This window comes from Pseudomonas sp. GW821-FHT07F05, assembly GCF_059418765.1.
Window position 1 is genome coordinate 76,059 of record NZ_JBWKQL010000007.1, and the last position, 22,982, is coordinate 99,040.

The window sequence follows — 22,982 nt, forward strand, 5'->3', positions numbered from 1 at the left end:
CGGCTATTCCTTCAGATCTTTGTGTTTGGCAATCAGCTGCAGGTTGCGCAGGTAAACCACAAAGCCAAATGACTGACCGATGATGAACACCGGGTCTTCGCGGTAGATGGCGTAGAGCAGCAACAACGCGCTGCCGAGCATGCTCAGGTACCAGAAGCCCACCGGAATCACGCTGCGTTTCTTGATTTCGCTGTACAGCCATTGCAAGACGAAACGGCCGGTGAAGACCGCCTGACCGAGAAATCCCACCGTGAGCCAGAGCGTTTCGCGGGTGAAATTCATCCGTTCATCTCCTCGGGCCGGGTGTTGAGTCGCGTGCGGCGCACCAGCCACCAGACGCCGAACAGGTCGAGGATGCCCACAAGCGCACGGTCCAGATTGCCGTAGTTGGAAACGCCGGCCTGACGATGACGGTGGTGAACCGGATGAACGATCATTCGACCGTGATGGCGCTGGATCAGCGCGGGAATAAACCGATGCATGTGGTCGAAGTAAGGCAGCTGCAGAAACGCCGCTCGATGGATCAGTTTTAGCCCGCAGCCCGTATCAGGCGCGGCGTCCTTGAGCAGGCGGCTGCGCAAGGCATTGGCGAAACGGGACGCCCAGCGCTTGCTCGCGGTGTCTCGCCGGTTGACCCGATGCCCCGCCACCAATCTCACCGGCTGGCCCTGGTTGAGGTCGGTGCCCTGCCCGGCATTGCGGACCAGCGCCAGCATGCCGGGCAAGTCGGCGGGGTCGTTCTGGCCATCGCCGTCCAGCGTCGCCAGCCACTCACCGCGCGCGGCCTGGGCGGCATGCCAGATCGACGTGCTCTGCCCGAGGGAAACCCCGTGGTGCAGGATGCGCAGGGGCTCAAATCCTGAGGCCTTGATCTGCTGCAGCACACGCAGCGTGTCGTCGGTGCTGCCGTCGTCGACCACCAACACCTCGTAGCGCTCCCCGGCCAGCGCGCTGCGTACTTCATTGAGCAACGAAGGCAGGTTTTGCGCTTCGTTTTTTGCCGGGATCAATACCGACACAAACACCGATTCACTCATCACGCCCACCGCGCCTCTTGTTTTGATTGTCTGGCCTGTTTGCTCTGGTCGCAGGAATAGAAGTCGCCGTACCAGCGCACGAATTCAGCCACGCCCTGCTCAAGCCCAACCTGCGGACTGAAGTCGATCCATTTCGCCAGCCCGGAGACATCCGCCCAGGTTTGCAGCACGTCCCCCGGTTGAAGCGGGAGGTAGTTGCGCCTGGCCTGAATCCCCAGCGCCGCCTCCAGGCACTGCACGAAGTCGAGCAGCTTCACCGGCGCCCCTCGCCCGATGTTGAACAGCTGACACGGCGCGACCCCGTCCATGAGCGGCGGTGGTCGGGGCAACAGCCGGTTCATCGACTCGATGATGTCGTCGACGTAAGTGAAATCCCGCGCCATCTCGCCGTCGTTGTAGATATCGATGGGCTCGCCTTTGAGGATGGCCCGGGTGAATTTGAACAGCGCCATGTCCGGCCGCCCCCAAGGGCCGTACACGGTGAAAAACCGCAGGCCCGTCGCAGGAATCCGGTACAGATGCGAATAGCTGTACGCCATAAGCTCGTTGGCGCGCTTGGTCGCGGCATACAGAGAAACGGGTTGCTCAACGGCGTCTTCCACCGCAAACGGCATCTTGGTATTGGCGCCATACACCGAACTGCTCGACGCATAAACAAGGTGCTTCACGGGGTATGCCCGGCAGGCTTCCAGGACGTTGAGAAACCCGACCATGTTGGCATCGGCGTACACACTCGGGTTATCGATGGAATACCGGACCCCGGCCTGGGCCGCCATATGAATGACCTCGCTGAAGCCGGACGCGCTGAACAGCCGGAGCAAAGCCTGTGGGTCGACGATGTCGATGGGCTGAAACTGAAAAGAGGGGGAGTGTTCAAGCTGCGCCAGTCGGGCACGCTTGAGATCGACGCTGTAGTAATCGTTCAGGTTGTCGATGCCCACCACTTGAACGCCCTGGCTGCACAACGTTCTGGCCATGTGAAAGCCGATGAACCCCGCCACCCCGGTGATCAGTACCGTCATTGGGCTATCGCCCAGCGGCGGCATCGAGCCTGGGTAAGTCCTGCGTATCCTGCGCTTAAGACAGTGACATTCATTTCATGAGTCCTTTGACAGAACCGGCCAACCGCCCGAAATCCCTGGGTCAGCTGTCCGTTCCTGCTGGATGTTTGATCAAGCGACATGAAACTGTGTCACAGCAATATTTAAGCAATGTGAACAGGGTGAGCGGCCCATCGCGTCATGCGCTCGAGACGTGGACCGAGCGAAGCCCAAGGCTGTTGAGCCATCGACTCTCGCGAAGCCTGATGTTTTTTTGCCGACAGGGAACCTCGTTCGCATTTATTGACCCCCACACGGTCAACCCCTGAGCGTCACTCCCACGACGCCTTCAAATCCCATCAAGCTCCATGTCAAAAGGACAATGTCATGGCTTCAACAGACAGCAAGCCCACCATCGATTACACCGTACGAACCGGCCCGGGCACCGTGCAAGTGGACCCCTCCACGGGGGCCGATCAAACCTGGAGCATCATTCTTCAGCCGGACGGCAAAATCCTCGTCGGCGGCGAAAGCTTCCAGACCGCCATTGGTTATCCAGGCTCGCCGGGCGATGAAAGCTACGGAACACGCGGCAGCTTCACGTCGGTGCGCCTGAACAGCGACGGCAGCCTGGACAGCAGTTTCAGCCAGGACGGGATTGCCCTCGTGCCCGCCAGCCTGGATCCGGAAGATGAGGCTTACTACGTCATGGCCGTGCAGGCCGACGGTAAAGTCCTGTCGGCGCAGCCTGGGCTTGGCGGTTTGAAAGTCGAACGTTTCAACCTCGATGGCACCCTGGACACCACGTTCGGCAAAGGCGGCGCCGCAGCCCTCGATGTACCGATCAGCACCGATGGAATGGCGATTTACGCCACAGCCGATGGTTCGGTGTACGTCAGCGCTCGCGGCACCTCGCAAGCAGTGGTGTTCAAGCTGGACAGCAGCGGTACGCCGGCGGAGAACTTCGGTGTCGACGGCACACTCGTCCTCAACCCGACCGGGTATTACGGCACCGGCAATATCGCCACCGTTGTGCAGCCCGACGGCAGCGTCTTGCTCGGCAGTTGGCTGTACGTGGGCTCCGAGGGACCCCACGACCCGGGCGATCCGGTCTATGCCGTTCAGCGACTGGCAGCCGACGGCAACCTGGATACCACGTTTGGCGTGGACGGCGTGGTGTACTTCGATACCGCCCTGGGGCTGGACTACCGCGCCGCGATGACCGTGCAAGCCGATGGCAAGATCATCATTGCCGGCGAGAGTCATGACAGTACCGTCTTCAACGTACTGCGGCTGAATGCGGACGGTTCCTTCGACACCTCCTTCAGCGGTGATGGCAAGCTCACCCTTCAGGTGCCCCAAGGGGACTCCGCCTATGCCCACTCGGCTATCGTTCAGCCCGATGGCAAGATCCTTATCGCTGGCGACGTGATCACTCGACTGAACGCCGATGGCAGCCTGGACACCACCTTTGGCAGCCAGGACGGCCAATACCACGTGGACGGCTCCAGCGAGGCCAATCACCTGATTGGCAACGACACGGCCGAGATCATCCGCGGCCTGGGCGGTGACGATCTGCTGCAAGGCGCCGGTGGCCGTGACGTACTGACAGGCGGAACCGGCGCAGACATTTTCCGCTTCAGCCAGATCAGCGACAGCTACCGCACCGCTACGGAAACCGGCAGCGACCGGATTCTGGACTTCGACGCCTCTCAGGACCGCGTAGACCTGATTGCGTTGGGTTTCACCGGCATTGGCGACGGCCACAATGGCACGCTGGCCATCCAGGCCAACGCTGACGGCACCCGCACTTACCTGAAAAGTTTCGATGCCAATGTCGACGGGCAGCGCTTTGAACTGGCGCTCGAAGGCAACCTGACGGGGCAGTTGAACAGCAACAATCTGGTGTTCACGGCCCCCACCGTCGAAGGAACGGCTGGCAAGGACGTGATCACGGGGAGTGCCATGTCGGAGGTCATCTACGGCCTGGCCGGTAACGACCGCATCGATGGCGGCAGAGGCTCGGACGTGATCATCGGGGGCGCGGGTGCCGACCTGCTGAGCGGCGGCGACGACCCGAACCTTTCAGTCTACGGCCGTAATGGCATCAATGACGCTGACGTGTTCCGCTACACGGCAGCCAGCGACAGCTATCGCACCGACAGCCAGAGCTTCGTGGACCTGATTGTCCGGTTCGCCAACAACAACGACAAGATCGACGTGTCGGCGTTGGGTTACACGGGTTTCGGGGACGGCACCGGGGATACGCTGAAGCTGGTCTATAACCACGACCTGGACCGCACCTACCTCAAGGACGTGGAAGCGGACGCGCAGGGCCATCGGTTCGAGATCGCCCTCAAAGGCGATTGGACACAGGACTTGGGCAACTCCGACATGATCTTTGCGCAGGCGCAGGAAGTAACCCTCGTGGGCACGGCCAGCGAGGCTGCCCTCGGCTAACAGGCGGGGTGCGACGAGGGGAACGGCTCATGCGCGTTCCCCTCGTTCAACGCTTAGAGCCGGTGACCCGCATCAACCCACTCGTTATAGGACTTCAAGATCCGCATCGGTGTAGCTGCAACCATCCAGCCGCCACTCCCGTCTACAGCCTTCGATTTCATGACCCCATGCTTTGGCTGCGCGTGCCCGCGAGCACCAAGCCTATGAGCCATTGGCGTGTCGTGACATGGATGCCGCCACTGAATCAATGGGCCGTACGGATAATGACCTTACCGCAGGCATGCCCGGTGGCGACTTTCTCCAGGGCGGCGCGGGTCTCTTCCAGGGTGAAGATCGAGTCGGTCACAACCTGCAATTGCCCTGCACTGAACTGCCGCACCGCCTCCGGGAGATACGGCGTGGCGCTGGCAAAGAACACGGCTTCCCCGGGATGGTCTTCACGGGATTCGATGTCGAACTCCACGAGGGTCGCAATCCGTCCACCCTTGCCGAGTACCGACCAGGAGCTTTCCAGGGTCGGGCCGCCGACCGTGTCGAGCACCAGGTCGATGTCACGCAGGGTGGTGAAATCCTCGGAGCGGTAATCAATCGCCTCGTCCGCACCGAGGCTTTTCACCCGCTCGATGTTGCGCGCCGAAGCCGTGGCGATGACATACGCGCCTGCCAGATGCGCCAGCTGCACCGCCATGCTGCCCACACCACCCGCTGCCCCATGTATCAAGACGCGTTGGCTGGGCTTCAAGTGCCCCACCTCAAACAACGCCTGCTGCGCGGTGCCGAAGGTCGTCGGCAGCGCCGCCGCCTGCTCGAAACTCATGGAAGCCGGAATCAGACAAAGCTCGGTGGCAGCGATTATCAGCTGCCGGGCAAAGGCGCCACCCGCAGTGGGGGTGCTGCGGCCGAACACGCGATCACCGGGTTTCAGGTGGGTCACCTGTCCACCGACGCTGCTGACGATGCCGCTGAAATCGGTGCCCGGGGTGTATGGCAGCTCAACGGGAAAGACCGGCTGCATGTACCCGGCCATGATCTTCAGATCCAGCGGGTTGACGCTGGCGGCCTCGACGCCCACAAGGACCTCGTCAACGCCTGGCTTGCTCAGATCGAGGTTGTGCAGCGTGACGACCTCAGGGCCGCCGAATACAGAAATGGACGCTGTTTTCATGATGGCTTTCTCTTCGTTGTTCAGGCTTGAGGGAATTGACCGAGCTGCAGGAACAGACCAAACCAGTCCTCCATGTGCCACGTGGTAACGACCCGCCCGTTCTCCAGTGCGTGAAACTCATGCAAACGGAAGCTCACCTGTTTGCCCGTGGCGGCGATGCCAAACAGCTCGCCGAGGTGGGTGCCGGTTATTTCAGCCCGTACGGCGACCTGACCAGGGGCCTGAACCATGTCGTGGATGACGATGCGCACATCCGGAAAAGCGTCGGCGAGGCTGCGGATAATCGGTTTGATGCCCTCGGGACCTGGGCCTTGCCCGGGTGCCAGGGGGATGTCATCCCAGTCGGCAGCCAGCACGCTGTCGACGAGGTCGGGATTGTTCTCGCTGAACGCGCGGTAGAGGGTCTCAACGGCCTGCCGTTCGGTTTGAAGGCGGGTGGCAAGTTCTGCGGTGGACATAGGATGGCTCTCATCGTGGGGTATGGCGAGAGTGTGAGCGCAGGGCTACCATCCGTATAACAAATGGCTCGTATATAGGTTTATTTGATTTATGGATTTTCATGGCATCGATCTGAACCTGCTTGCCGCATTCAATGCCCTGATGAACGAGCGCAACGTCACGCGCGCCGCGACTCAGGTCGGCGTCAGCCAACCGGCCATGAGTGCCGCGCTTTCGCGCTTGCGCACGCTGTTGGGCGATCCGCTTTTTTTGCGCAGCCCTGACGGCCTCCTTCCAACGCCCCGTGCCCGTGAGTTGGCCCAACCTGTCGCCGAGGCGCTGAGCCAGATAAAAGCCGCCCTGGTGAAAATGCCTGACTTTGTCCCGGCCGATGCCGTGCTCACAATGAACCTTGGCTTGTCGGACTATCCCGCCTTCGTGCTGCTCCCCACGCTGCTGCAGACCTTGAGCGAACACGCGCCACACCTGTCGATCAACGTTCACGCAGTCAATGACCGCGACCATGCCGTGGACATGCTGGATGCGGGAGTGATTGATGCGGCAATCGGTGTATTGCCCAGCCATCAAGACGGTCGCATTTTCACGCGACCGATTCTGCGTGACGCTTTCGTCACCCTCGTCGCCCATGGCCATCCGGCAGCCCTGCGCGGCATGGACATGGACACTTACCTCTCGCTGCCCCATGTACTGGTCTCGCCCGAGGGTGATCGACACGGTTTGGTGGATCAGGCGTTGGCTCAGTTGGGCAAGCAACGCACCCTGGCACTGACGCTGCCGCAGATGTTCGCGGTGCCGGCGATCATCGCCTCTTCCCGCATGACTGCCACCGTCCTGAAACGCATCGCCCTCAGCTCGCCGACGGGAGGGAAACTGGTCCTGTTCCCGCCGCCGGTCGCGCTGCCGGAGATCACGTTTCATCTCATCTGGCATCGTCGTGGCAATGGGAATCCCGCTCAGGAATGGTTCAGGGGCATGATCGAATCGGTTGCATCGGGGTTTTGAAGACAGCTGCAGCCTGATACGGCGCGTCAACCCACCGGTAACCGACATGGCCAGTCACGGCCACTCCCAGGCACGCGGCCTCGATATTGGAACGGCGCGACTGCGAAACGTGCTTGAAAAGGAGGTTAACGGCCCGGCCCGACCATCGACAGGGCGATGGCCTTGCCGGGCGACGGGCCACAGCGCATCATGCGCGATTGTTTATTTCCCGGCGCAGACTATCGATGGCCCACCATCCCGCCCCATTTCCTTTCAACGAGGAAGAGCGTGTCCTCTCGCTCGAACACCTGGACGTGCTGGACAGTGCCAACGAAAAGGCATTCGACGACATCGTTCTACTGGCCACCACCTTGTGCGACGCGCCCATTGCGCTGGTGTCGCTGGTCGATCGGGAACGCCAGTGGTTCAAGGCCTGCGTGGGCCTCGGGGTGCAGGAAACCCATCGGGATCTGGCCTTCTGCGGCCATGCGATTCTTGATCCCGTGCAAGTGCTGGTCGTCGAAGACGCGGCCCTCGACCCTCGCTTCGCTTCCAGCCCTCTGGTGCTCGGCCCGCCCTTCATTCGTTTCTACGCAGGCGCGCCGATTGTCACGGACAGCGGCGTCGCGTTGGGGACCGTTTGTGTGATCGACACATGCGCCCGTCAGCTGAGCGAACGCCAATCCCTCGCCCTCCAGGCATTGGCCCGGCAGGCCGCGGCGCTGCTGGAAGCCCGCTTGCTGAGCAAACAACGTGAACGGCAGCTGGCGCAATTTAAGGATCAATTCCAGCAAGCCGAGCAGAACCCGAGCGAAGTCACCCCGCTGCTGCAAAATTCCGGCTGCATCTCCTCGCTGGGCATGCTCACCGCAAGCATTGCCCATGACTTCAACAACCTGCTGCAGAGCGTCAGCGCTGCGTTTCAGTTGACCCGCCTGCGTTCCCGGAGGCCAGTGGACGTCGAGCGTTTCGCCGAGACCGGCCTGCAGGCCGTTGAGCAAGGCCGGCAGCTCATCAGTTATTTGATGTCGAGCGTGCGCGGTGACGGGCCTGAACTGATCTGCATCGATGTGACCGCTCGCCTTCACGCCGCGCAGCCGCTGATGCGCCATTCGATGAGCGAAGGCATCGACCTTGACTTCGATCTGGCGGAATGGGGCTGGGGCGTCCTCTGTGTCGAAGCCCAACTGCACGCGGTCGTGATGAACCTGCTCAGCAATGCCCGTGATGCGCTGAAGGGTTCCGGCCAGATTCGGGTGTCCACCCGCTGGGTGCATGTGGAGGATGATCTGTCGCTGCAACAGGGCGACTACCTTGTGGTCAGCGTCAGTGACAACGGCCCTGGCATGCCTGCCGAGGTCGCGCGCCAGGTGTTCGAGCCTTTCTTCACCACCAAAGCGACAGGCGAAGGCACAGGGCTGGGGCTGGCTCAGGTAAAAGATTTCGCAATCAAATCGGGCGGTGACGCGCGCATCGAAACAGCGCCCGGGGCGGGGACGACGGTGAGTCTGTATCTGAGAATTCTGGGCTGTATCGCCACGTCGGAAGCGGGTTGAGCGGTGTGCTGATTCGCTGAACAAATCATCAGGCGCCGACATTTTTTTTACATTCACGCGTTATAGTGGCGGCCCTTGTTGGGGAGTAGCCTGCTCTGGACCCCGTGTCACAGAGCGTTCGTGTCAACATTCTCGGCGGCCTGCCGTGGCACGAACACCTTCGGGTTGGCGAGACCAACGATGCATCCATGCCTAAAGTCGGGCGTGTGGCTGCGTCGTTGACTCATTGCCCGACTGGAACATAACCGTGAACCCGATTTCCCTCATCCTTCTTGCTTTGGCCATGTCCACGGACGCTTTCGCAGCGGCCATCGGTAAAGGCGCAAGCCTGCACAAGCCCCGCCTCATAGAAGCCTTGCGCACCGGCATCATCTTTGGCGTCATCGAAGGCATCACGCCCCTGATCGGGTGGCTGATCGGCCAGGCCGCCACGTCCTACGTCAAGAACTGGGATCACTGGATCGCCTTCACCCTGCTGGTGGTGCTCGGCGTGCACATGATCTACAACGGCCTCAAGCATGATGACGCCGAAGAAGACAAACCCAATCAGCACTCCTTCCTGATATTGGCCGTGACCGCTTTCGCCACCAGCATCGATGCGCTGGCCGTGGGCGTTGGCCTGGCCTTCGTCAACGTGAATATCCTGGTGGCTGCCGCGGCCATTGGTGTCGCCACGACGGTGATGGTCACCATCGGCGTGATGCTGGGCCGCGTGCTGGGCACGGTGGTGGGCAAGCGAGCTGAAATCATCGGAGGGGTTGTGCTGATGCTGGTTGGCGCGACGATTCTTTATGAGCATTTGTCGGCGGCGTAAGAAGGTAGAGAGGCGCGCCATTCCTTCATTGACGCTGCGAATGGTGTGCCCAAAGAGGATCGTCGTGTTTTTCAGTTTTGCCAGGAGCACAGCCCCATGAACTGCTCGATCCGCAAGGCAACGGACAAGGACGCCACCGCCATCAGCCGCGTCATCGTGGCCGCCCTGTGCGAGTCCAATAGCCAGGACTATTCAGCAGCCATCATTGCGCAGGTGGAACTGAGTTTTTCCCCGTCGACGATCCTGCGCTTGCTGGCGCAGCGGCAGGTGCACGTGGCGACCCACGGCGAAGACATCATTGCCACGGCGAGCCTCGATCAGGCCACCGTCCGCAGCGTATTCGTCGCCCCCGCCTGCCAAGGCCGAGGCGCGGGTCGCGCGTTGATGGCGGCGGTTGAATCAGCCGCCGCCATCAACGGCGTCAGTCAGTTGCGCGTGCCCTCTTCCATCACGGCCGAGGGCTTCTACCGGTCGCTTGGCTACTCAACCATTCGCGATGAATACCACGGCGAGGAGCGGACGATCATCATGGAGAAGTCGCTGACGTCTGCGGCCTAGTCAGCGACGCCACACCCGCCCTTCCGCGCTGACCAACCAGGGCGAACTGTCCGCAACAATCCGCACACCGCCGACCCAACGCTCTGCCGGATCAAGATCAAGCCAGTTCAACTCCCCGCGCACTACCCGCTCACCCTGCGCCGTCAGCCGGACAAGGCGCCTGGGCCATTCGCTGCCCGGTTGTTCGTGCAGCAGCGGTTGAGGTGCATCGATGAGAGGTCTCAGCAGCGCATGAAACATCATGTCGCCCAGATACGGCAGCGGCTCATAATTAAGCATCAAATGACCAAAGACCTTGCCGGCGGGCATTTCGCCTTTCTCCGCGAGAATGCGCAGGATCAATCGCTGGGTCAGGCTCAAGCCATCCTCGACGCCGGGCAGTTCTTGCAACTGCCTCGCCAACGCGGGGCCGAGCAGCGGCAGCGCCGAATGGTGTTGCGCCGCGAGCTCAGCCCAGCGACTTGGATCGGGGGCGGTGTAGGCGGCCCATACCTGCCGGGCCAGTGTCAGGGCATCCTCACCGATGGCGCGCCGCTGGGGCCAGAGCCAGGCGAGCACGTCCGGGGCCAGTTGCCCGATGCCGATGAATCGCTCGACGCCGGGCACCCGATTGATCTCGATCAGCTCCAGCCTGCGCGGCACGCTGGGCAAACTCGCCAGCAGTCGAACCAGAAACAGTTGATCGTAGGCATCGCCCTCGCACCACAGCACCAGTTCACTGTCGGCACTCAGGCGTGCCAATGCGTCACGCTGCATCGCCTGGCGCTGCTCGGCGTCACGGGGCGACAGTCCAAACGCCTGCTCGGCAAACGCGGCACGCACCGCCCAATACTCATCGTCGGGCAGCGCGGGCACCGGGCCCATGACCATGGGGTCGTCGAACATATGGAACGAACCTGCAAAGCCGGCAACGCGAAGGCTGCGCTCGATGTCGTTGCCGCAGCGCCAATGCTGAACCTGTGCTTCACCCGTCGCCGCGAAATCCGGATGACGGGCGGCAAACGCGACGGCGTCGGCATGGGCGATCAATTTGGGCCAGCTGGCGAACCCCACCTCGTGCGCCACCAGCCATTGGGTGTCGGCGAGCCGATAGTCGGGGCCCGGCAGGTCCATCGCGCGCAGTTGCGTTCGGGCGTCGTCCGCTTCGTTGTTTTTCAGGGCTTTGAGAAGACGCTTTGCGTGCTTGCGCAGCGCAGGTAGATCGAGCAGACCGTGTTGACGGGACGCATTCGTGGCAGGCATGCCAACTCCTTACAAGGCTCGGTCCGCCGACAAGCCGGGAGCTGGAATGAATGATTGGGGAAACGCTTGCTTTGGGAAACCCCTTCGCGCGGACCGCCGGCGCAGCAGACGCCCGGAGGCCGACTTTAGCGGGAAGGTCATGAGGATGCAAAGGTTGGCGCGGGAATTGGGTACGGGAATGGAACGGCATCACGCCGTGAGTGCTACCCCACGGCGCGTGCATCCCTCGGTTTACTGCCCGTTCTCGCGTTCAGGCAAGGAAGGGCCTGACGTTATGTCAAACGAGCCCAATCTCCGGATGATCCTGAGCCACGCCTACCAGCGCCACCGACACGGCATCCGCTGTGGTTGAGGCGCTGGCCAGCGACGCCGGAGCGTCGGCAAATACCATCGCTTTTGAAGGGAGACCGGCTTTGAAATCACCGTCCAGCACCAGTTCGAACCGATGCCCTTGCACGTCTGCGTCCAGGTCCTTCAGGTAAACCCGGGTGTGCTCGGCGTTGGTGGTGAATTTCAAGGTGCCGTCATGGCCGTCGCCAAATCCGGTAAAGCCGAGGCCCGAGACATCGATGGTGTCGTGAGCGGCATCGAAGTCGCCGATGCGGTCGGCATGGCTGGCAGTCGCTGTTCTGTAGCTGTCGGACACCGAGGCAAAGCGGAACAGGTCCGAGCCAGCGCCGCCGAACAGCACGTCCGCATCGGCGCCGCCGATCAGGGTGTCGTTGCCGCTGCCGCCGAGCAATCGGTCATGGCCGGCGCCACCCCACAGCAGGTCCGCGCCCGACCCACCGTTCAATGTGTCTGCCCCGTCCCTGCCGTTGATGGAGTCGGCCTTGGCCGTGCCATCGAGGGAATCGCTGGCACTGCCGCCGTCGATGGCATTCAGCACGGGGTTGGTCCCGACGTGGTCACCCGCGCCTTGCAGCGATACCAAACCCTGCTGCAGATGAGCGAAGGTGTTGCCATAAACCGAATTGCTGCCTGACTGGCCGCTCTCCTCCGCCACGCCGAAAGTGCTTTTGGCGCCGCCCGTGATGATGTTGTCGGCGAAGGTGTTGTGGTCAGCCGGATGGAGCTTGCCGGAGACGCCGCCACGATCGTCGAACGGCTGGATCAGCACTTCAGGAATGCCGGCTTTTTGCGCGTTCTCGTGAATCAGATTGCCGCGGACTTCGACGTCCGTGCTGCCATAGACACGCACGCCGGACGTGCCGTTGTGGTGAATATCCACGCCGCTGATGTCAACGCCATTGGACAGTTTTACCAGCACGCCTTCAGCCGCGTTGCCGTAGACCTCGCCACCCTCGATAGTGATGTGATACGGCGAGGGAATGTTTTCGCTGCCGCGCTGTACGACGATGCCACCGCCGCCATTGTCGTGGGAGACGTTGTTCAGCAGCGCCAGGTCGTGAGTGGTCGTGACGATGTTGAAACCGTGGCGGTCATTGTCGTAGGCCAGGTTATTACGAAACGTGCTGTCGATCAGGTAGTCGGCAACGAAACCGTCCAGCCCGTTGCCGTGGGACACGCTGTTTTCGATGAGCATGTTCGCCGTGCGTTCGTGGGGGTCGAAGCCGTAGCCCGAGCAATCGCGAATTTCCACGCCGGAAAGCGTGACATTGGAGTCCTGACCCGGCTGGCTCGGCAGAAAGCCGTTGTACCAGCCATCGACCTTGCCGCTGGTGGCATCCCGGTTGCCATCGAGGGTGAGGTTGCTGACGCCGAAATCGTGGGTCGCCTCGCCGCTCGCCGAGCGGATGATGCCGGTGACCGCCTGATCGGTGCCGTCTGCCAGCTTGAGCACCGTGGCGCCCATGCCGTCGCCCTTGATGAACACGTTGCTTTTGAGCATCAGCGCGCCGTCGGCAGGCTTTCCGCCCGGGGTCAGGGTCCAGGTGCCGGCAGGAATGTAAACGTCGCCGCCGCCGGCTTTCGCTGCCGCATCGATGGCGGCTTGAATGGCCGCGGTGTCAGAGGTATGTCCATCGCCAACAGCGCCGAAATCCCGGACATTGAATTGCAGTGTCATAACGTGCTCCGTTTCAACTGAAGAGACGGGAGCAGTATGGGCATACGGTGTGAAAAGCGGGTTATCTGACGGGACAGGTGACGGGCGGTGGGGAAATGAGTCACCGCTCTTTCCCCAGTTGGCTCCAGTTAACCGTCAGCTCTCTGGGACAGTGGGACATTCAGGTCGAACACCACCCTTGTGGGAGCGAGCTTGCTCGCGAAGAGGCAAGCACATCCGCCATATCTTCAGCAGTTGAAATGCCGTACTCGTGAGCAAGGTTGAGCGCCACTCCGGTCACTCCAACATGGACAGCGCAGCATCAGAACGACGGGGCATGTTTGTCGCAGCGAATTGAAGGTGTTGAGAGTGTGGAGCCGGGGCGCTGGAACAAACGCGGAGTCAGGTATAAAGATGTCGGCCGATGCGCCGCGCTGGACCCGCACGGATAGAGAAATACAGTTTCTCCTGTTATTTGGGTGAACCAGCACTTGCCGCACTATTGACCACAGCGAGGAGGGTCTGGCTGTTCTAACAAATACATTTGCGCCGGGCTGGATATACTTTTGAGCCCTTGTTTGGGCAGTTCGAGGGTTCGGAACTCCACACCTTCCTTGTCGCATCTGGTCCGTTGCAGGATAAATACCATGTCGTCGGATTCGGCAACTTGGCATCCCTCAAAATGATCCAGATTCGCGTAATCGAACCGTCGCGCTGTGCAGCTGGACGCCAGATCCAGCGCCATTTTCCGTCCCGTCTGAGAGGGTAATTTCACTAGTAAGACCCAAGCGATGAGCAAAAGCAAAGCGATCAAGACAATAATACCGACGAATATCAAAGCACCATGATTGCTCGCAATTCTGTCTCGAGTTTCCACTAACCAGTGAGCAGGTTTTGGCAAGCCGTCCGCGCCTACCCCTGGCTTATCAAGAAGCTTCACTAGAAAGGCGACCGTCACCACTAGAGCCACAGGGATCACAATCACGGCGAGATACGCACCTGACCCTGCCGCACCGTAAGACAAAAATTGCTGTGCGGTGATATTGATCCTCCCTACGACGACGTCGAACGTTTGATAAAACTTCTCAAAGTATGCGAATCCGCTGAGCGTGAAAGCGCCCACCATGCTGGCGATGAACAGAGCGGCATCAATTCTGAGGTATTTTCTAAGGCGGCTGAAGTTGTCCTGCCGGGCGCTTACATCACTCACGCTGACACTCTCCTTGAGTAAATGAGTCGGGAACCTTCACTGTTTTGTCAGTGCCTGATTCTGGATAAGTTCCTCTTTTAAACCCGCCGCCCATTGCGGCAAGGACTCATCGACTACAGGCCTGTTGTCCCAATCGTGCCAGTAGGCGATTAGCGCTCCAGTGCTCATCGGCGAGGCATCAACAACGACATAATCACCTGAGTCGTTCGTCAAAAAAGGCACCCAATAACGGCCCCACGGCTGACAAAAATCCTCCTCAGGGTCCAGAAAAAAATCCAGCGCATCACTTATCTCACTCACTGTGAGTAGACGACGGTTGTCACTCTCGCGCAGGGGGCTATTCCATCCTTGACCGTCATGCCAAAGCAGCAATTGACGCAAACACATCGGGAGTGGAGCACCAAGCTTTTGTTCAAGCGGCAAAAAATCGCTCTCGCTTGCTGGAGGGCAAAGCGTTGTAACGATCTCGGGCTCGAGGAGCTGTTCGATCTCCTTGAGCAGTTCGGAAAAAGCGTATTGCGATTCAAATTCCTGAAGCATTCGTCTTTACCCGATGACTGATTGATCATTTCCATAGATTTCAGGAAAGGCAAAATGAAGCTGACGGTCCAGATGACCGGCTCGCCAGGTCCCTGGCGCATTCACCCAGTTTCGCAACAGCCAGCCGCCAATCATCCAGCCTTCAATTCCCCGTCCTGCTCGAACCGCTGCTGCAGCAAATGCCGCGCTGCACCCGCGTCGATGTAGGTCGCGATCAGTTGGGCCAGTTCAGGGGTCTTGAGCTTTTTGTCATCGAGGCAGAACTGGATGAGGGGCAAAAGCAGCCACCGTTTCTTCTTGTTGAGCACGACATCGGGCGCGAAGAACGAGCGTGACGTCAGCTCGGGCAACGGCGCGTCGTCTTCAAGCTGAACCGTCAGGATGAAGCCATTGCCGACCTGAAGGTTGAAATCGGCTATGTCGCGAATAGGCAGCGGGGTTTTGAGGTTGGCGAATACCAGGTGATCCGGCGTCAGCAGCAGCGCGGTTTTATGAGCACGCCTGAAGAGGCGCAGCCCAAATGGCAACGTGCACAGCACGATGAACAGAACGATGCCGCCACCGACGAGGAATGGCTGCGGATCACGCCGTGCAACGCCTGGAAACAGCAGCGGTGCCAGCAACAGGATCAGTCCCGTCAGCGCCAGCAGGCCACTGACCCCGAGCAGGATCTGCCCGCGCAATCGCGCCCCTTCGTGCAGTGCAACGTCGCCGGTGACGTTGCCGGCGTGGGTTCGCAACCTCTCGACGATGGCCGCGTCCTGCTGCACGTGATGGTTCAGATAATCACCGGTCAGGCGACTGCGCAACACCTCCGGCTGGGCGAAATAGCGATCCATGGCAACACAGGCTTGCGCTGCATCCAGAGGTCGCGTGCCACTGCGCACGGCATCATCGATCGATACCCTCAGAGAGGCCACGCGCTCGCCGTTCGAAGGATGGGTGTCTGACGGGTGCGGCAGCTGCGTGGCCATCTCCTCTTCCGGCAAGGTCAACGGCAATGCCGCCATCTCGTGGAGCACCCGGGTCGGCAGGTCAATGTTCGGCAGGTCATGGACAGCGCCTTGCCCGGGCGTCGGATTCGTGGCCTGCACGATGTGCGCTGTCAGGCGTTCTTGCAGCAGCGGATCAATGGCGGAAATACGCACCAGGGCCGACGCGGCCGCCAGATTGCCCGCCAGCTGCGCCCCGGCAGCATCGGCCTCCAGCTCGCGCACACGGCTCCAGTGCATCACCGCGTGGTCGAAGCTTTCCATGAAGTAGGCACCCAACATGAACGCCGGGTGCAGGGTCGCCCGTTGCAGCCATTCGCTGTCGACCAGGGTCTGGCCGATCACCACCAGGCTGCGCTCGATGCCATGGTAAATCGGCACGAAGCGCATGCTGAACTCGGTGTCCGCGCCGGCAAAATGCCCCAGCTCGTGGCCGATGACAGCGGTGGTCTCGGCTTCATCGAGGATGCCCAGATACATCAGCGGCACATGCAGGGTGCGGCCCGTCAAGGTGGTGTTGGCCGGCGCCAGGGCGATGTCGCCGGAGGTGACGTAAAAGCCGGCGGCCATGCCCAACACGATGTGATCCGGCGGCAGTGCGCCCAGTTTTCGGGCCAGCTCGTTGACGTAAGCCCAAAGCACCGGCGCCTGTTCGGCGGTGACGGCCTCTCCCATCACATCCATCGGCGTGGGCTGGAACATGTTGAGCATGACGCGCAACTGCGTGCTCATTTGCCAGATCGAATACAGGCAACCCGCGACAACTACCATGGCAGCGAACATGAATTTCATTTCGCCGGCGGACAGTCGCCCGGCGTGCCAGAGATTCAGCGCCTCGAAGGCGACGATGGCGGCGATGGCAGCCCCCATGACCACCACATGCCCCACCAGCACGAAGGGCAGCAGTTTGGTCACACGGGTAAAGCCATGCAGCAGTTGCTCCCGCGAATGCATGGCGCGCCGACCCGCCCAGTTAAGGCCGAACAAGCCAAGCCCGCCCACCAGGGCAGCCAGCAATCCCAGCGCGATGACGCCTGTTGCGAGCCAGACCATGACGTTGCTCAGCGGCAGCAGAGTGTCCAGTTCGTCCTGCAACCCGGCGACGCGGGCCAACGCCTCGTTGACTTCCATTTTCTCGCCGTCGCCGACGTCGACCATCACTGGGCGCGAACCGCCTTTGGCGGCAATGGCTTGCAGCTCCGGACGCGCTTCATTGAGGTCAGCCTGATAGCCCGTGTAGACCTGGCGGTCCTCGCTGCTGCGTTGCAGCTCCCAGACCCCAAACAGGTTCAGCGCCAGCGGGAATAAAACCAGTACAGCGATGAGCTTCAGCTTTTTCATGGGGCGACCCTTTTCACAGCGCCGCCGAGTGCCATCCCTGGCGCGCGCCTGCTTCCCTGGACAAAGGGTCTGATGCCCTTTGCGTGCTTTACACAACCAAGGGATAACTCACCCTCGGTGCCGTTATCAGGTCCGGATTCAGCGACCCAGCAACACGGCCTGCATGCGTGTCTGCGCTTCCTGAACGACCTTGGCCTTGGCATTCAGGTCCTGCAGCAGCGTGTTCAATTCAGCCTGGACCTTGGGGTCCGTCACTTGAATCACCGAGCCATTGATCTGGATCTGCGCCTTGTGAGCGTCGACGTAGTCCGCCACTTTGAGGCCCGATTCGAAGGTGCCATTGACTTGCGGCATGACGGTCAGGAGCGTGTTGGCCGGGACGGTCACCGTGCGATCGTAGGCGCTGTCATACACGGTTTTCAGATCGTCCGGCTGCTTGAGCTGGGCATGGGCGGCGTCAGCTTTCGCCAACTGTTGCTTGAGCTGTGCGACCAGATCGTTCACGCCGGTTTGCACCGTCTTGAGATCATCGCGGCGCTCAATCACGTCGCCCAATGAATGGAACGCGCCTTTCTGCACGAAGCCGTTCAGGGGTTTGATGCTGGCGTCCATACCACTGTTGAAGTCGGTGATCACGGCGTAGTGCTGGGTGTAATCGCCGAAAGACTTCGATTCTTCCGGTGTCAGTTTGGGCACGTGGACGCCCGGCTTGTCGATGATGCGGGCTTGCAGGAACTGCTTGAACGCGGCGCGCTGGTCAGGCTCGCTGCTGCCGCAGGCGGTCAGGAGCAGCGGCAGTGCGAGGGCGAGTAACCAATGGCGGCTGAATGAGACGGTCATTGTCGGGGAATCTCCAGGAAGTGAAAAAAAGCCGTTGGCAGAGAAATCTTGCTTCGGGGCGGTACAGCGTTCGGGTTCAGTCGGCAGTTTGTCGATGCCGATGAACCGTCTGTGAGCGTGATGCTAGATAGCTTACGCAAAAATAAATTCCCTTTGGATCCTATTATTTTGTAATTTTGCGAAATGTTACGCAGTCGGCGCAGTGGGTCCGAACGAGCACTTGAACCCTGCACGCCGATCATTCTCAAATCCGCGCACACCCGCTCCGGGCTCAAGGAAGACAACATTCATGACACCCAACGCGTTTATCGCAGCCCCAGGCTCCCCAAGCCTGCACACAGGAACTCGCCCATGATCGTCGGTATTGACCTCGGCACCACAAACAGCCTGGTCGCGGTCTGGAAAGACGATGCCAGCGTGCTGGTGCCGAACGCGCTGGGCGAGTTGCTCACCCCCTCCGTGGTCGGGCTGGACGATGAGGGCCGGATTCTGGTCGGGCAAGCTGCCCGCGAACGCCTGCACACCCACCCTTCCCTGACCACTGCGTTGTTCAAACGGCACATGGGCAGCGCCCACCAGACCGCCCTCGGCAACCACGTATTCCGTCCTGAAGAACTTTCTGCGCTGGTGCTCAGAAGTCTCAAGGAAGACGTCGAACGCGCCTATGGCGAGACGGTCGTTGAGGCGGTCATCAGCGTGCCCGCCTATTTCAGCGATGCTCAACGCAAAGCCACGCGCATCGCGGGAGAACTGGCAGGCCTGAAGGTCGACAAGCTGATCAACGAGCCCACCGCGGCAGCGCTGGCGTTCGGCTTGCCGCAACACGGCAAGGAATGTTCTTTTCTGGTGTTCGATCTGGGTGGCGGGACGTTTGACGTGTCGATCCTCGAGCTGTTTGAGGGCGTGATGGAAGTCCGCGCCAGTGCGGGGGACAACTTCCTCGGTGGCGAAGATTTTGACCGGCTGCTGGCCGAGGCCTTCGTTCGCGCCCAGGCCGACCAGCCAGGCTTTCCCGCCCCCGAATCCATCGCCCATGCGCTGCATCGCGAAGCCCAGCGCCTGCGCATTGCCCTGGGCCAGGTCCGCAGCGACGCGTTCGTGCTGCGGGTGGACGGCCAGCAGTGGCAGCAAACCTTCACTCAAGAGGACATGGCCGCGCTATATGCGCCGTTGCTCGAACGGCTGCGTAACCCGGTCGAACGCGCCATGCGCGACGCCAGGCTGCAGATCGGCGATCTCGACGAAATCCTGTTGGTCGGCGGCACCACGCGTATGCCACTGGTGCGCAAACTGGCGGCGGGCATGTTCGGGCGCTTCCCTTCTATCCAGCTCAACCCCGACGAAGCCGTGGCCCACGGTGCCGCGATACAGGCGGCGCTGAAATCCCGGGATGCGGCCCTGAAAGAAGTCGTGCTGACGGACGTCTGTTCCTACACCCTGGGTATCGAGGTCGCAGAACGGGTCGGCCAGCACCGTGAGTATGGGCACTATCTGCCGATCATTGAGCGCAACACCACCGTACCCGTCAGCCGGGTGAAGACCGTTTACTCCGCCGACGCAGGGCAAACCGGCGTGACGGTGAGCATCTTCCAGGGCGAAAGTCGTCTCGTGCGCGACAACATTCCTCTGGGCGAACTGGAGATTCCCCTTCCGCCGCACAACAAGGGCAACGTCGATCTTGACGTCCGCTTCACCTACGACAACAACGGCATTCTCGAATGTCAGGTCACGATTCCCGGCACTGGCGATGCGTTCGCACTGGTAATCGAAAACAACCCCGGCGTGCTCAGCCCTGAGGAAGTTGCCCAGCGCCTGCAAGCGCTCGCTGCGCTCAAGGTGCATCCGCGCGATCAGCAGATCAATACGCTGTTGATCGCGCGCCTGGAGCATCTCTATCAAGAGAGCCTGGGCGAGCGCCGCGAACTGATCGGTGACTGGGCAAGCGCGTTTCAGCGCGCCCTCGACAGTCAGGACGAGCGCCTCATCCGACAGACGCGCACGGAGCTGAACGAGCGGCTCAAACAGCTCGAACATGGCGGGTGGCAATGACCCATGGACACGACGTTCGATTGCTGGAAGATTCTCGATCTCCCTGCCCGCTCCGACGAGCGCAGTGTTAAACGCCAATACGCCAAGCTGCTGAAAATTACCCGTCCGGACGAAAACCCGGCCGCGTTCCAGCAACTGCGTGAGGCCTACGAGCGCGCGTTGCAACTGGCGCGCGACGGCGACGATGGCGTTGGCAGCGACGCTTCGTTTGTACAGGTTTCGGCAGCGCCTCTGGTGCAAAGGCCTGCGCCGGTCACCCGGCCAGTGGTGCGTTCCGCTCAGGAGCAGGCCGCCGAACTGCTCGCAACGTTCGACGATGCTGCCGTTGATCAGTGGTGGAATGAGGCGATCGCACGGGGCATCGAATCGACCGTCGAGACCCTGCTGTTCATGCGGTGCGTACAGGCGCCGGACGCGCACCCGAACCTGTTGCATTGGGGCCTTGAAACCCGCCAGTGGCTGACGCCGTGGCAGCAGATTCGCCCGCGGGACGCCGATCATCAGCGGCTCGGCCATCTGCTCTCCATGGGGTTGTACCGCAGGCTGGAGCAATACATGGCGGCCGGCGAAGAAACACGCTTCATCGGGTGCCTTGAGCACCACAGTCGACAAGGCTGGCTGGGCGATTTAGCGCGTCGCCAGACGCTTCACGTGCAGGTGCTCGATCTGTTTCTCGAACATAAGCACTGGTCCCCCGCTTTGTTTCAAAGGATCCGGCAACTGTTCGCCTGGGACAGCGAGTCAGCCGTTGTCCCCATCGTTGATGAGCAATGGCACGCGCTGCTCTGGCGCTGCGAAGAGAAGAAATGGGTGGACGAATTGCGTGCGCTGGTGCGCCAGGGCGAGGAGCATCCCAACCCACGCGCCAATGCTGCTGCGCTGTTCCTGACGGGTTCGTCTGCGGAACGCCTGCAGGCACGCGTCGCGACATTCACCGAGGCTGACTGGCAGGCTTGCGAACAATTATCCGAGGACTTCACGAAGCGGTTTCCCGACTGGGCACGGAGGTTCCCGGACCATAATCCGTGGTTCTGGAAAGCACTGGTGGGGCCGGAAAGTCCGCCCCACGTCACGCAGCGGGCGGGCATTGTTCTGACCATGACTCTCGCGCTGAATGGGATACTCGACGTCCCCGCCCCTCTCCTGCTCTTGGTGGTCATATCGCCGCTCATCTTGATGACAGGGCTGCTACTCACGTACATGGGCAAGAAGCTGTATGAGCACTGGGTCAGATTCTCGGAGTACTTCTACGATGAGGATCAACGCTTCAGCGCATGGTGCGCACGCCATACACTGACGCGGAATCGGCGTTATCTGGTGATCCGCAACGGCGTACCGGTGATGGCCCTGGCCTTTGTGCTCTGGAAATGGCTGGGACTTCTCGGGGTGGCCACCTACGTCATCACGGGCCTGATCGGCAGGCTGCAACCCAAAAGTGCAGTGCCAGTGGATCGCCAATACCGCTGGCGCAAGCCGCTGCAGGCGATCTACCGGATCGCCGGGCTCAGCCGTCTGCAGTGGCTGTTCTGCATCGTCATGGTGAGTGTGATTGCGTATGTGCAAATAGACATGCCCGGCACTCAGCTGACGCGAGGCACCTGAGACCGGGCCGCTTTCAGGAGAAGTCGCACGCAAGGGCATGGCCGTAGAAAAAGAGGCCCCCTGGCAGCGGTATCGCAGGACAACGCTACAGCCGAATATCCTCCGGCCGCTGAATCAGCGCTTCGATTCGGGTGCCAGTGATCTGCTCTTCATTGGAAAATCCGTCATACCGCGCCAGCTCGCCAAAACGGATGCCGGTAAGCGCCTCAATCTGAGTGACGCTGCGGCGATACGTCCTCAGTGCGCCAAACATCAGTTCCAGCTTGCCCAGCTCGCGGGTCTGGTCGATCACGTACGCGCTGGCCGAAGGTTTGCCGTCATCACCAAGGAACGCGACGACTTTCCAGAAGGCTCGGGGGATTTGCACGCCCCGGTACAGCGGGTCGTCACTGCGCAGGACCGGCCCGGTAAACACCGTGGCCCGCTCTTTCCAGCGGCGGGTGTTGTCCAGGATGAAGTCTTCGAGCTCCAGCCAGGTTTTCTGATTGAAGGCGGACATCTGCGGCGAGCAGTTGGTGAAGTGGAAGGTGTCCTGATTGGCGGTCTGCGCCTCGGCGCCCCAGTTGGGGTCCTGCCGGCGAACCAGATGGCCGCGATCCAGCAGGTTGTCGCGGTACAGATCGTCGCCAATCTGCGCCTCGACCGGCAGGCGACCGTCGTAGGCCCAGTTGTCCTGACTCCGCACGATCTCGACGCTGCTGCCACCCTCGATGTTCACGCCCACATACAGCGCAATGCGCCGACTCCGGGACATGCTGATGGAGAAGTGGGTGTAATCCAGACTATTGCCCGGATTGCCCACCGGGAACACGTCGTCCGGCGTTGATGTCGTCGGCCAGGGCACGATGAATTCCCCGAGGAAATCGCCGCTGTAGCCTGAGCGACCTTCCAGTTGCGACGCCGGCGTGACCCGTCCTTGGGGGGTTGATCGCAGCGCGGTGGCATGGGATGACGGATCGGCGGTGATGGGCTGAAGATCAGCGAGACGGGGGCGGTGGGCGAGATCCACCTGAGCGTTGTGTGTTGGCATCCTGCTACCTCTTGATTGATGGGGGTCCGTCGGACGGGCCCGGTTTAACACCGAACAC

At 61.1% G+C, this 22,982-nt stretch carries 19 protein-coding genes; 7 read left to right on the forward strand and 12 right to left on the reverse strand.

Features of this window, described 5'->3' with window-relative positions; genetic code table 11:
* Positions 1–3: 3 nt before the first annotated feature.
* The 3 genes from AC07RO_RS16040 to AC07RO_RS16050 are packed head-to-tail and all read right to left on the reverse strand — an operon-like array spanning position 4 to position 2,059.
* On the reverse strand, positions 4–282 hold the full coding sequence (locus AC07RO_RS16040; protein ID WP_192173500.1) for a lipid-A-disaccharide synthase N-terminal domain-containing protein: 279 nt from the start codon (positions 280–282) through the stop codon (positions 4–6).
* Positions 279–1,037, reverse strand: a complete 759-nt coding sequence (locus AC07RO_RS16045; protein WP_495086526.1) for a glycosyltransferase family 2 protein — start codon at positions 1,035–1,037, stop codon at positions 279–281. Before AC07RO_RS16045 ends, AC07RO_RS16040 begins: the two co-directional genes overlap by 4 nt.
* Positions 1,037–2,059 (reverse strand): NAD-dependent epimerase/dehydratase family protein, encoded by a 1,023-nt coding sequence (locus AC07RO_RS16050; protein ID WP_495086527.1) that lies wholly within the window; start codon positions 2,057–2,059, stop codon positions 1,037–1,039. The genes AC07RO_RS16045 and AC07RO_RS16050 overlap by 1 nt, the downstream gene beginning before the upstream one ends.
* Positions 2,060–2,464: 405 nt before the next feature.
* On the opposite strand from AC07RO_RS16050, the gene AC07RO_RS16055 reads away from it, so the two are divergent.
* The gene (locus tag AC07RO_RS16055) at positions 2,465–4,537 is read left to right on the forward strand and encodes a calcium-binding protein (RefSeq protein WP_495086528.1); all 2,073 of its coding nucleotides are present in this window, start codon (positions 2,465–2,467) and stop codon (positions 4,535–4,537) included.
* Between the two features lie 244 nt (positions 4,538–4,781).
* Here AC07RO_RS16055 and AC07RO_RS16060 read toward each other — a convergent pair whose 3' ends face one another.
* Positions 4,782–5,702, reverse strand: coding sequence for an NADP-dependent oxidoreductase (locus AC07RO_RS16060; protein WP_282372029.1), 921 nt, complete (start codon positions 5,700–5,702; stop codon positions 4,782–4,784).
* 20 nt (positions 5,703–5,722) lie between these two features.
* Entirely contained in the window at positions 5,723–6,160 is a 438-nt protein-coding gene (locus AC07RO_RS16065) for an ester cyclase (protein WP_282372030.1), read from the reverse strand.
* A gap of 91 nt (positions 6,161–6,251) precedes the next feature.
* Between AC07RO_RS16065 and AC07RO_RS16070 the strand changes: the two genes are divergently transcribed.
* From AC07RO_RS16070 to AC07RO_RS16085, 4 genes are all read left to right on the forward strand, one after another.
* Positions 6,252–7,163, forward strand: a complete 912-nt coding sequence (locus AC07RO_RS16070) for a LysR family transcriptional regulator (protein ID WP_282372031.1) — start codon at positions 6,252–6,254, stop codon at positions 7,161–7,163.
* Between the two features lie 224 nt (positions 7,164–7,387).
* Complete coding sequence (locus tag AC07RO_RS16075; protein WP_282372032.1) at positions 7,388–8,698, forward strand: ATP-binding protein; 1,311 nt, start codon at positions 7,388–7,390, stop codon at positions 8,696–8,698.
* Positions 8,699–8,945: 247 nt separating this feature from the next.
* Positions 8,946–9,512 carry a manganese efflux pump MntP gene (gene mntP / locus AC07RO_RS16080; protein WP_282372033.1) on the forward strand — a complete coding sequence of 189 codons (567 nt, stop codon included), beginning with the start codon at positions 8,946–8,948 and terminating at the stop codon, positions 9,510–9,512.
* 96 nt (positions 9,513–9,608) lie between these two features.
* A complete protein-coding gene (locus AC07RO_RS16085; protein WP_495086529.1) occupies positions 9,609–10,070 on the forward strand; it encodes a GNAT family N-acetyltransferase in 462 nt (153 codons plus the stop codon).
* On the opposite strand, the gene AC07RO_RS16090 is transcribed toward AC07RO_RS16085, so the two are convergent.
* The 6 genes from AC07RO_RS16090 to AC07RO_RS16115 all read right to left on the reverse strand — a co-directional run bounded on the left by AC07RO_RS16090 (position 10,071) and on the right by AC07RO_RS16115 (position 18,243).
* Positions 10,071–11,312, reverse strand: coding sequence for a DUF1835 domain-containing protein (locus AC07RO_RS16090; protein WP_495086530.1), 1,242 nt, complete (start codon positions 11,310–11,312; stop codon positions 10,071–10,073).
* 277 nt (positions 11,313–11,589) lie between these two features.
* Positions 11,590–13,341 (reverse strand): right-handed parallel beta-helix repeat-containing protein, encoded by a 1,752-nt coding sequence (locus tag AC07RO_RS16095; protein ID WP_495086531.1) that lies wholly within the window; start codon positions 13,339–13,341, stop codon positions 11,590–11,592.
* 478 nt (positions 13,342–13,819) lie between these two features.
* Complete coding sequence (locus AC07RO_RS16100) at positions 13,820–14,530, reverse strand: hypothetical protein (RefSeq protein WP_495086532.1); 711 nt, start codon at positions 14,528–14,530, stop codon at positions 13,820–13,822.
* A 36-nt stretch (positions 14,531–14,566) separates the two neighbouring features.
* Entirely contained in the window at positions 14,567–15,070 is a 504-nt protein-coding gene (locus AC07RO_RS16105) for an SMI1/KNR4 family protein (RefSeq protein ID WP_495086533.1), read from the reverse strand.
* Between the two features lie 131 nt (positions 15,071–15,201).
* Positions 15,202–17,403, reverse strand: a complete 2,202-nt coding sequence (locus AC07RO_RS16110) for a M48 family metallopeptidase (protein ID WP_495086534.1) — start codon at positions 17,401–17,403, stop codon at positions 15,202–15,204.
* A gap of 138 nt (positions 17,404–17,541) precedes the next feature.
* Positions 17,542–18,243, reverse strand: a complete 702-nt coding sequence (locus tag AC07RO_RS16115) for a DUF3053 domain-containing protein (RefSeq protein ID WP_495086535.1) — start codon at positions 18,241–18,243, stop codon at positions 17,542–17,544.
* 351 nt (positions 18,244–18,594) lie between these two features.
* Between AC07RO_RS16115 and AC07RO_RS16120 the strand changes: the two genes are divergently transcribed.
* Complete coding sequence (locus AC07RO_RS16120; protein ID WP_495086536.1) at positions 18,595–20,292, forward strand: Hsp70 family protein; 1,698 nt, start codon at positions 18,595–18,597, stop codon at positions 20,290–20,292.
* 3 nt (positions 20,293–20,295) lie between these two features.
* Complete coding sequence (locus AC07RO_RS16125; protein ID WP_495009489.1) at positions 20,296–21,894, forward strand: J domain-containing protein; 1,599 nt, start codon at positions 20,296–20,298, stop codon at positions 21,892–21,894.
* Positions 21,895–21,979: 85 nt separating this feature from the next.
* Here the strand turns inward: AC07RO_RS16125 and AC07RO_RS16130 are convergent, their stop codons facing one another.
* On the reverse strand, positions 21,980–22,924 hold the full coding sequence (locus AC07RO_RS16130; protein WP_495086537.1) for a DNA/RNA non-specific endonuclease: 945 nt from the start codon (positions 22,922–22,924) through the stop codon (positions 21,980–21,982).
* Positions 22,925–22,982: the final 58 nt, after the last annotated feature.

Excerpts from the sequence above, each read along its gene's own strand:
- AC07RO_RS16040 (WP_192173500.1), bottom strand. The coding sequence starts at position 282 with ATGAATTTCACCCGCGAAACGCTCTGGCTCACGGTGGGATTTCTCGGT.
- AC07RO_RS16045 (WP_495086526.1), bottom strand. The coding sequence starts at position 1,037 with ATGAGTGAATCGGTGTTTGTGTCGGTATTGATCCCGGCAAAAAACGAA.
- AC07RO_RS16050 (WP_495086527.1), bottom strand. The coding sequence starts at position 2,059 with ATGACGGTACTGATCACCGGGGTGGCGGGGTTCATCGGCTTTCACATG.
- AC07RO_RS16055 (WP_495086528.1), top strand. The coding sequence starts at position 2,465 with ATGGCTTCAACAGACAGCAAGCCCACCATCGATTACACCGTACGAACC.
- AC07RO_RS16060 (WP_282372029.1), bottom strand. The coding sequence starts at position 5,702 with ATGAAAACAGCGTCCATTTCTGTATTCGGCGGCCCTGAGGTCGTCACG.
- AC07RO_RS16065 (WP_282372030.1), bottom strand. The coding sequence starts at position 6,160 with ATGTCCACCGCAGAACTTGCCACCCGCCTTCAAACCGAACGGCAGGCC.
- AC07RO_RS16070 (WP_282372031.1), top strand. The coding sequence starts at position 6,252 with ATGGATTTTCATGGCATCGATCTGAACCTGCTTGCCGCATTCAATGCC.
- AC07RO_RS16075 (WP_282372032.1), top strand. The coding sequence starts at position 7,388 with ATGGCCCACCATCCCGCCCCATTTCCTTTCAACGAGGAAGAGCGTGTC.
- AC07RO_RS16085 (WP_495086529.1), top strand. The coding sequence starts at position 9,609 with ATGAACTGCTCGATCCGCAAGGCAACGGACAAGGACGCCACCGCCATC.
- AC07RO_RS16090 (WP_495086530.1), bottom strand. The coding sequence starts at position 11,312 with ATGCCTGCCACGAATGCGTCCCGTCAACACGGTCTGCTCGATCTACCT.
- AC07RO_RS16095 (WP_495086531.1), bottom strand. The coding sequence starts at position 13,341 with ATGACACTGCAATTCAATGTCCGGGATTTCGGCGCTGTTGGCGATGGA.
- AC07RO_RS16105 (WP_495086533.1), bottom strand. The coding sequence starts at position 15,070 with ATGCTTCAGGAATTTGAATCGCAATACGCTTTTTCCGAACTGCTCAAG.
- AC07RO_RS16110 (WP_495086534.1), bottom strand. The coding sequence starts at position 17,403 with ATGAAAAAGCTGAAGCTCATCGCTGTACTGGTTTTATTCCCGCTGGCG.
- AC07RO_RS16115 (WP_495086535.1), bottom strand. The coding sequence starts at position 18,243 with ATGACCGTCTCATTCAGCCGCCATTGGTTACTCGCCCTCGCACTGCCG.
- AC07RO_RS16120 (WP_495086536.1), top strand. The coding sequence starts at position 18,595 with ATGATCGTCGGTATTGACCTCGGCACCACAAACAGCCTGGTCGCGGTC.
- AC07RO_RS16125 (WP_495009489.1), top strand. The coding sequence starts at position 20,296 with ATGGACACGACGTTCGATTGCTGGAAGATTCTCGATCTCCCTGCCCGC.
- AC07RO_RS16130 (WP_495086537.1), bottom strand. The coding sequence starts at position 22,924 with ATGCCAACACACAACGCTCAGGTGGATCTCGCCCACCGCCCCCGTCTC.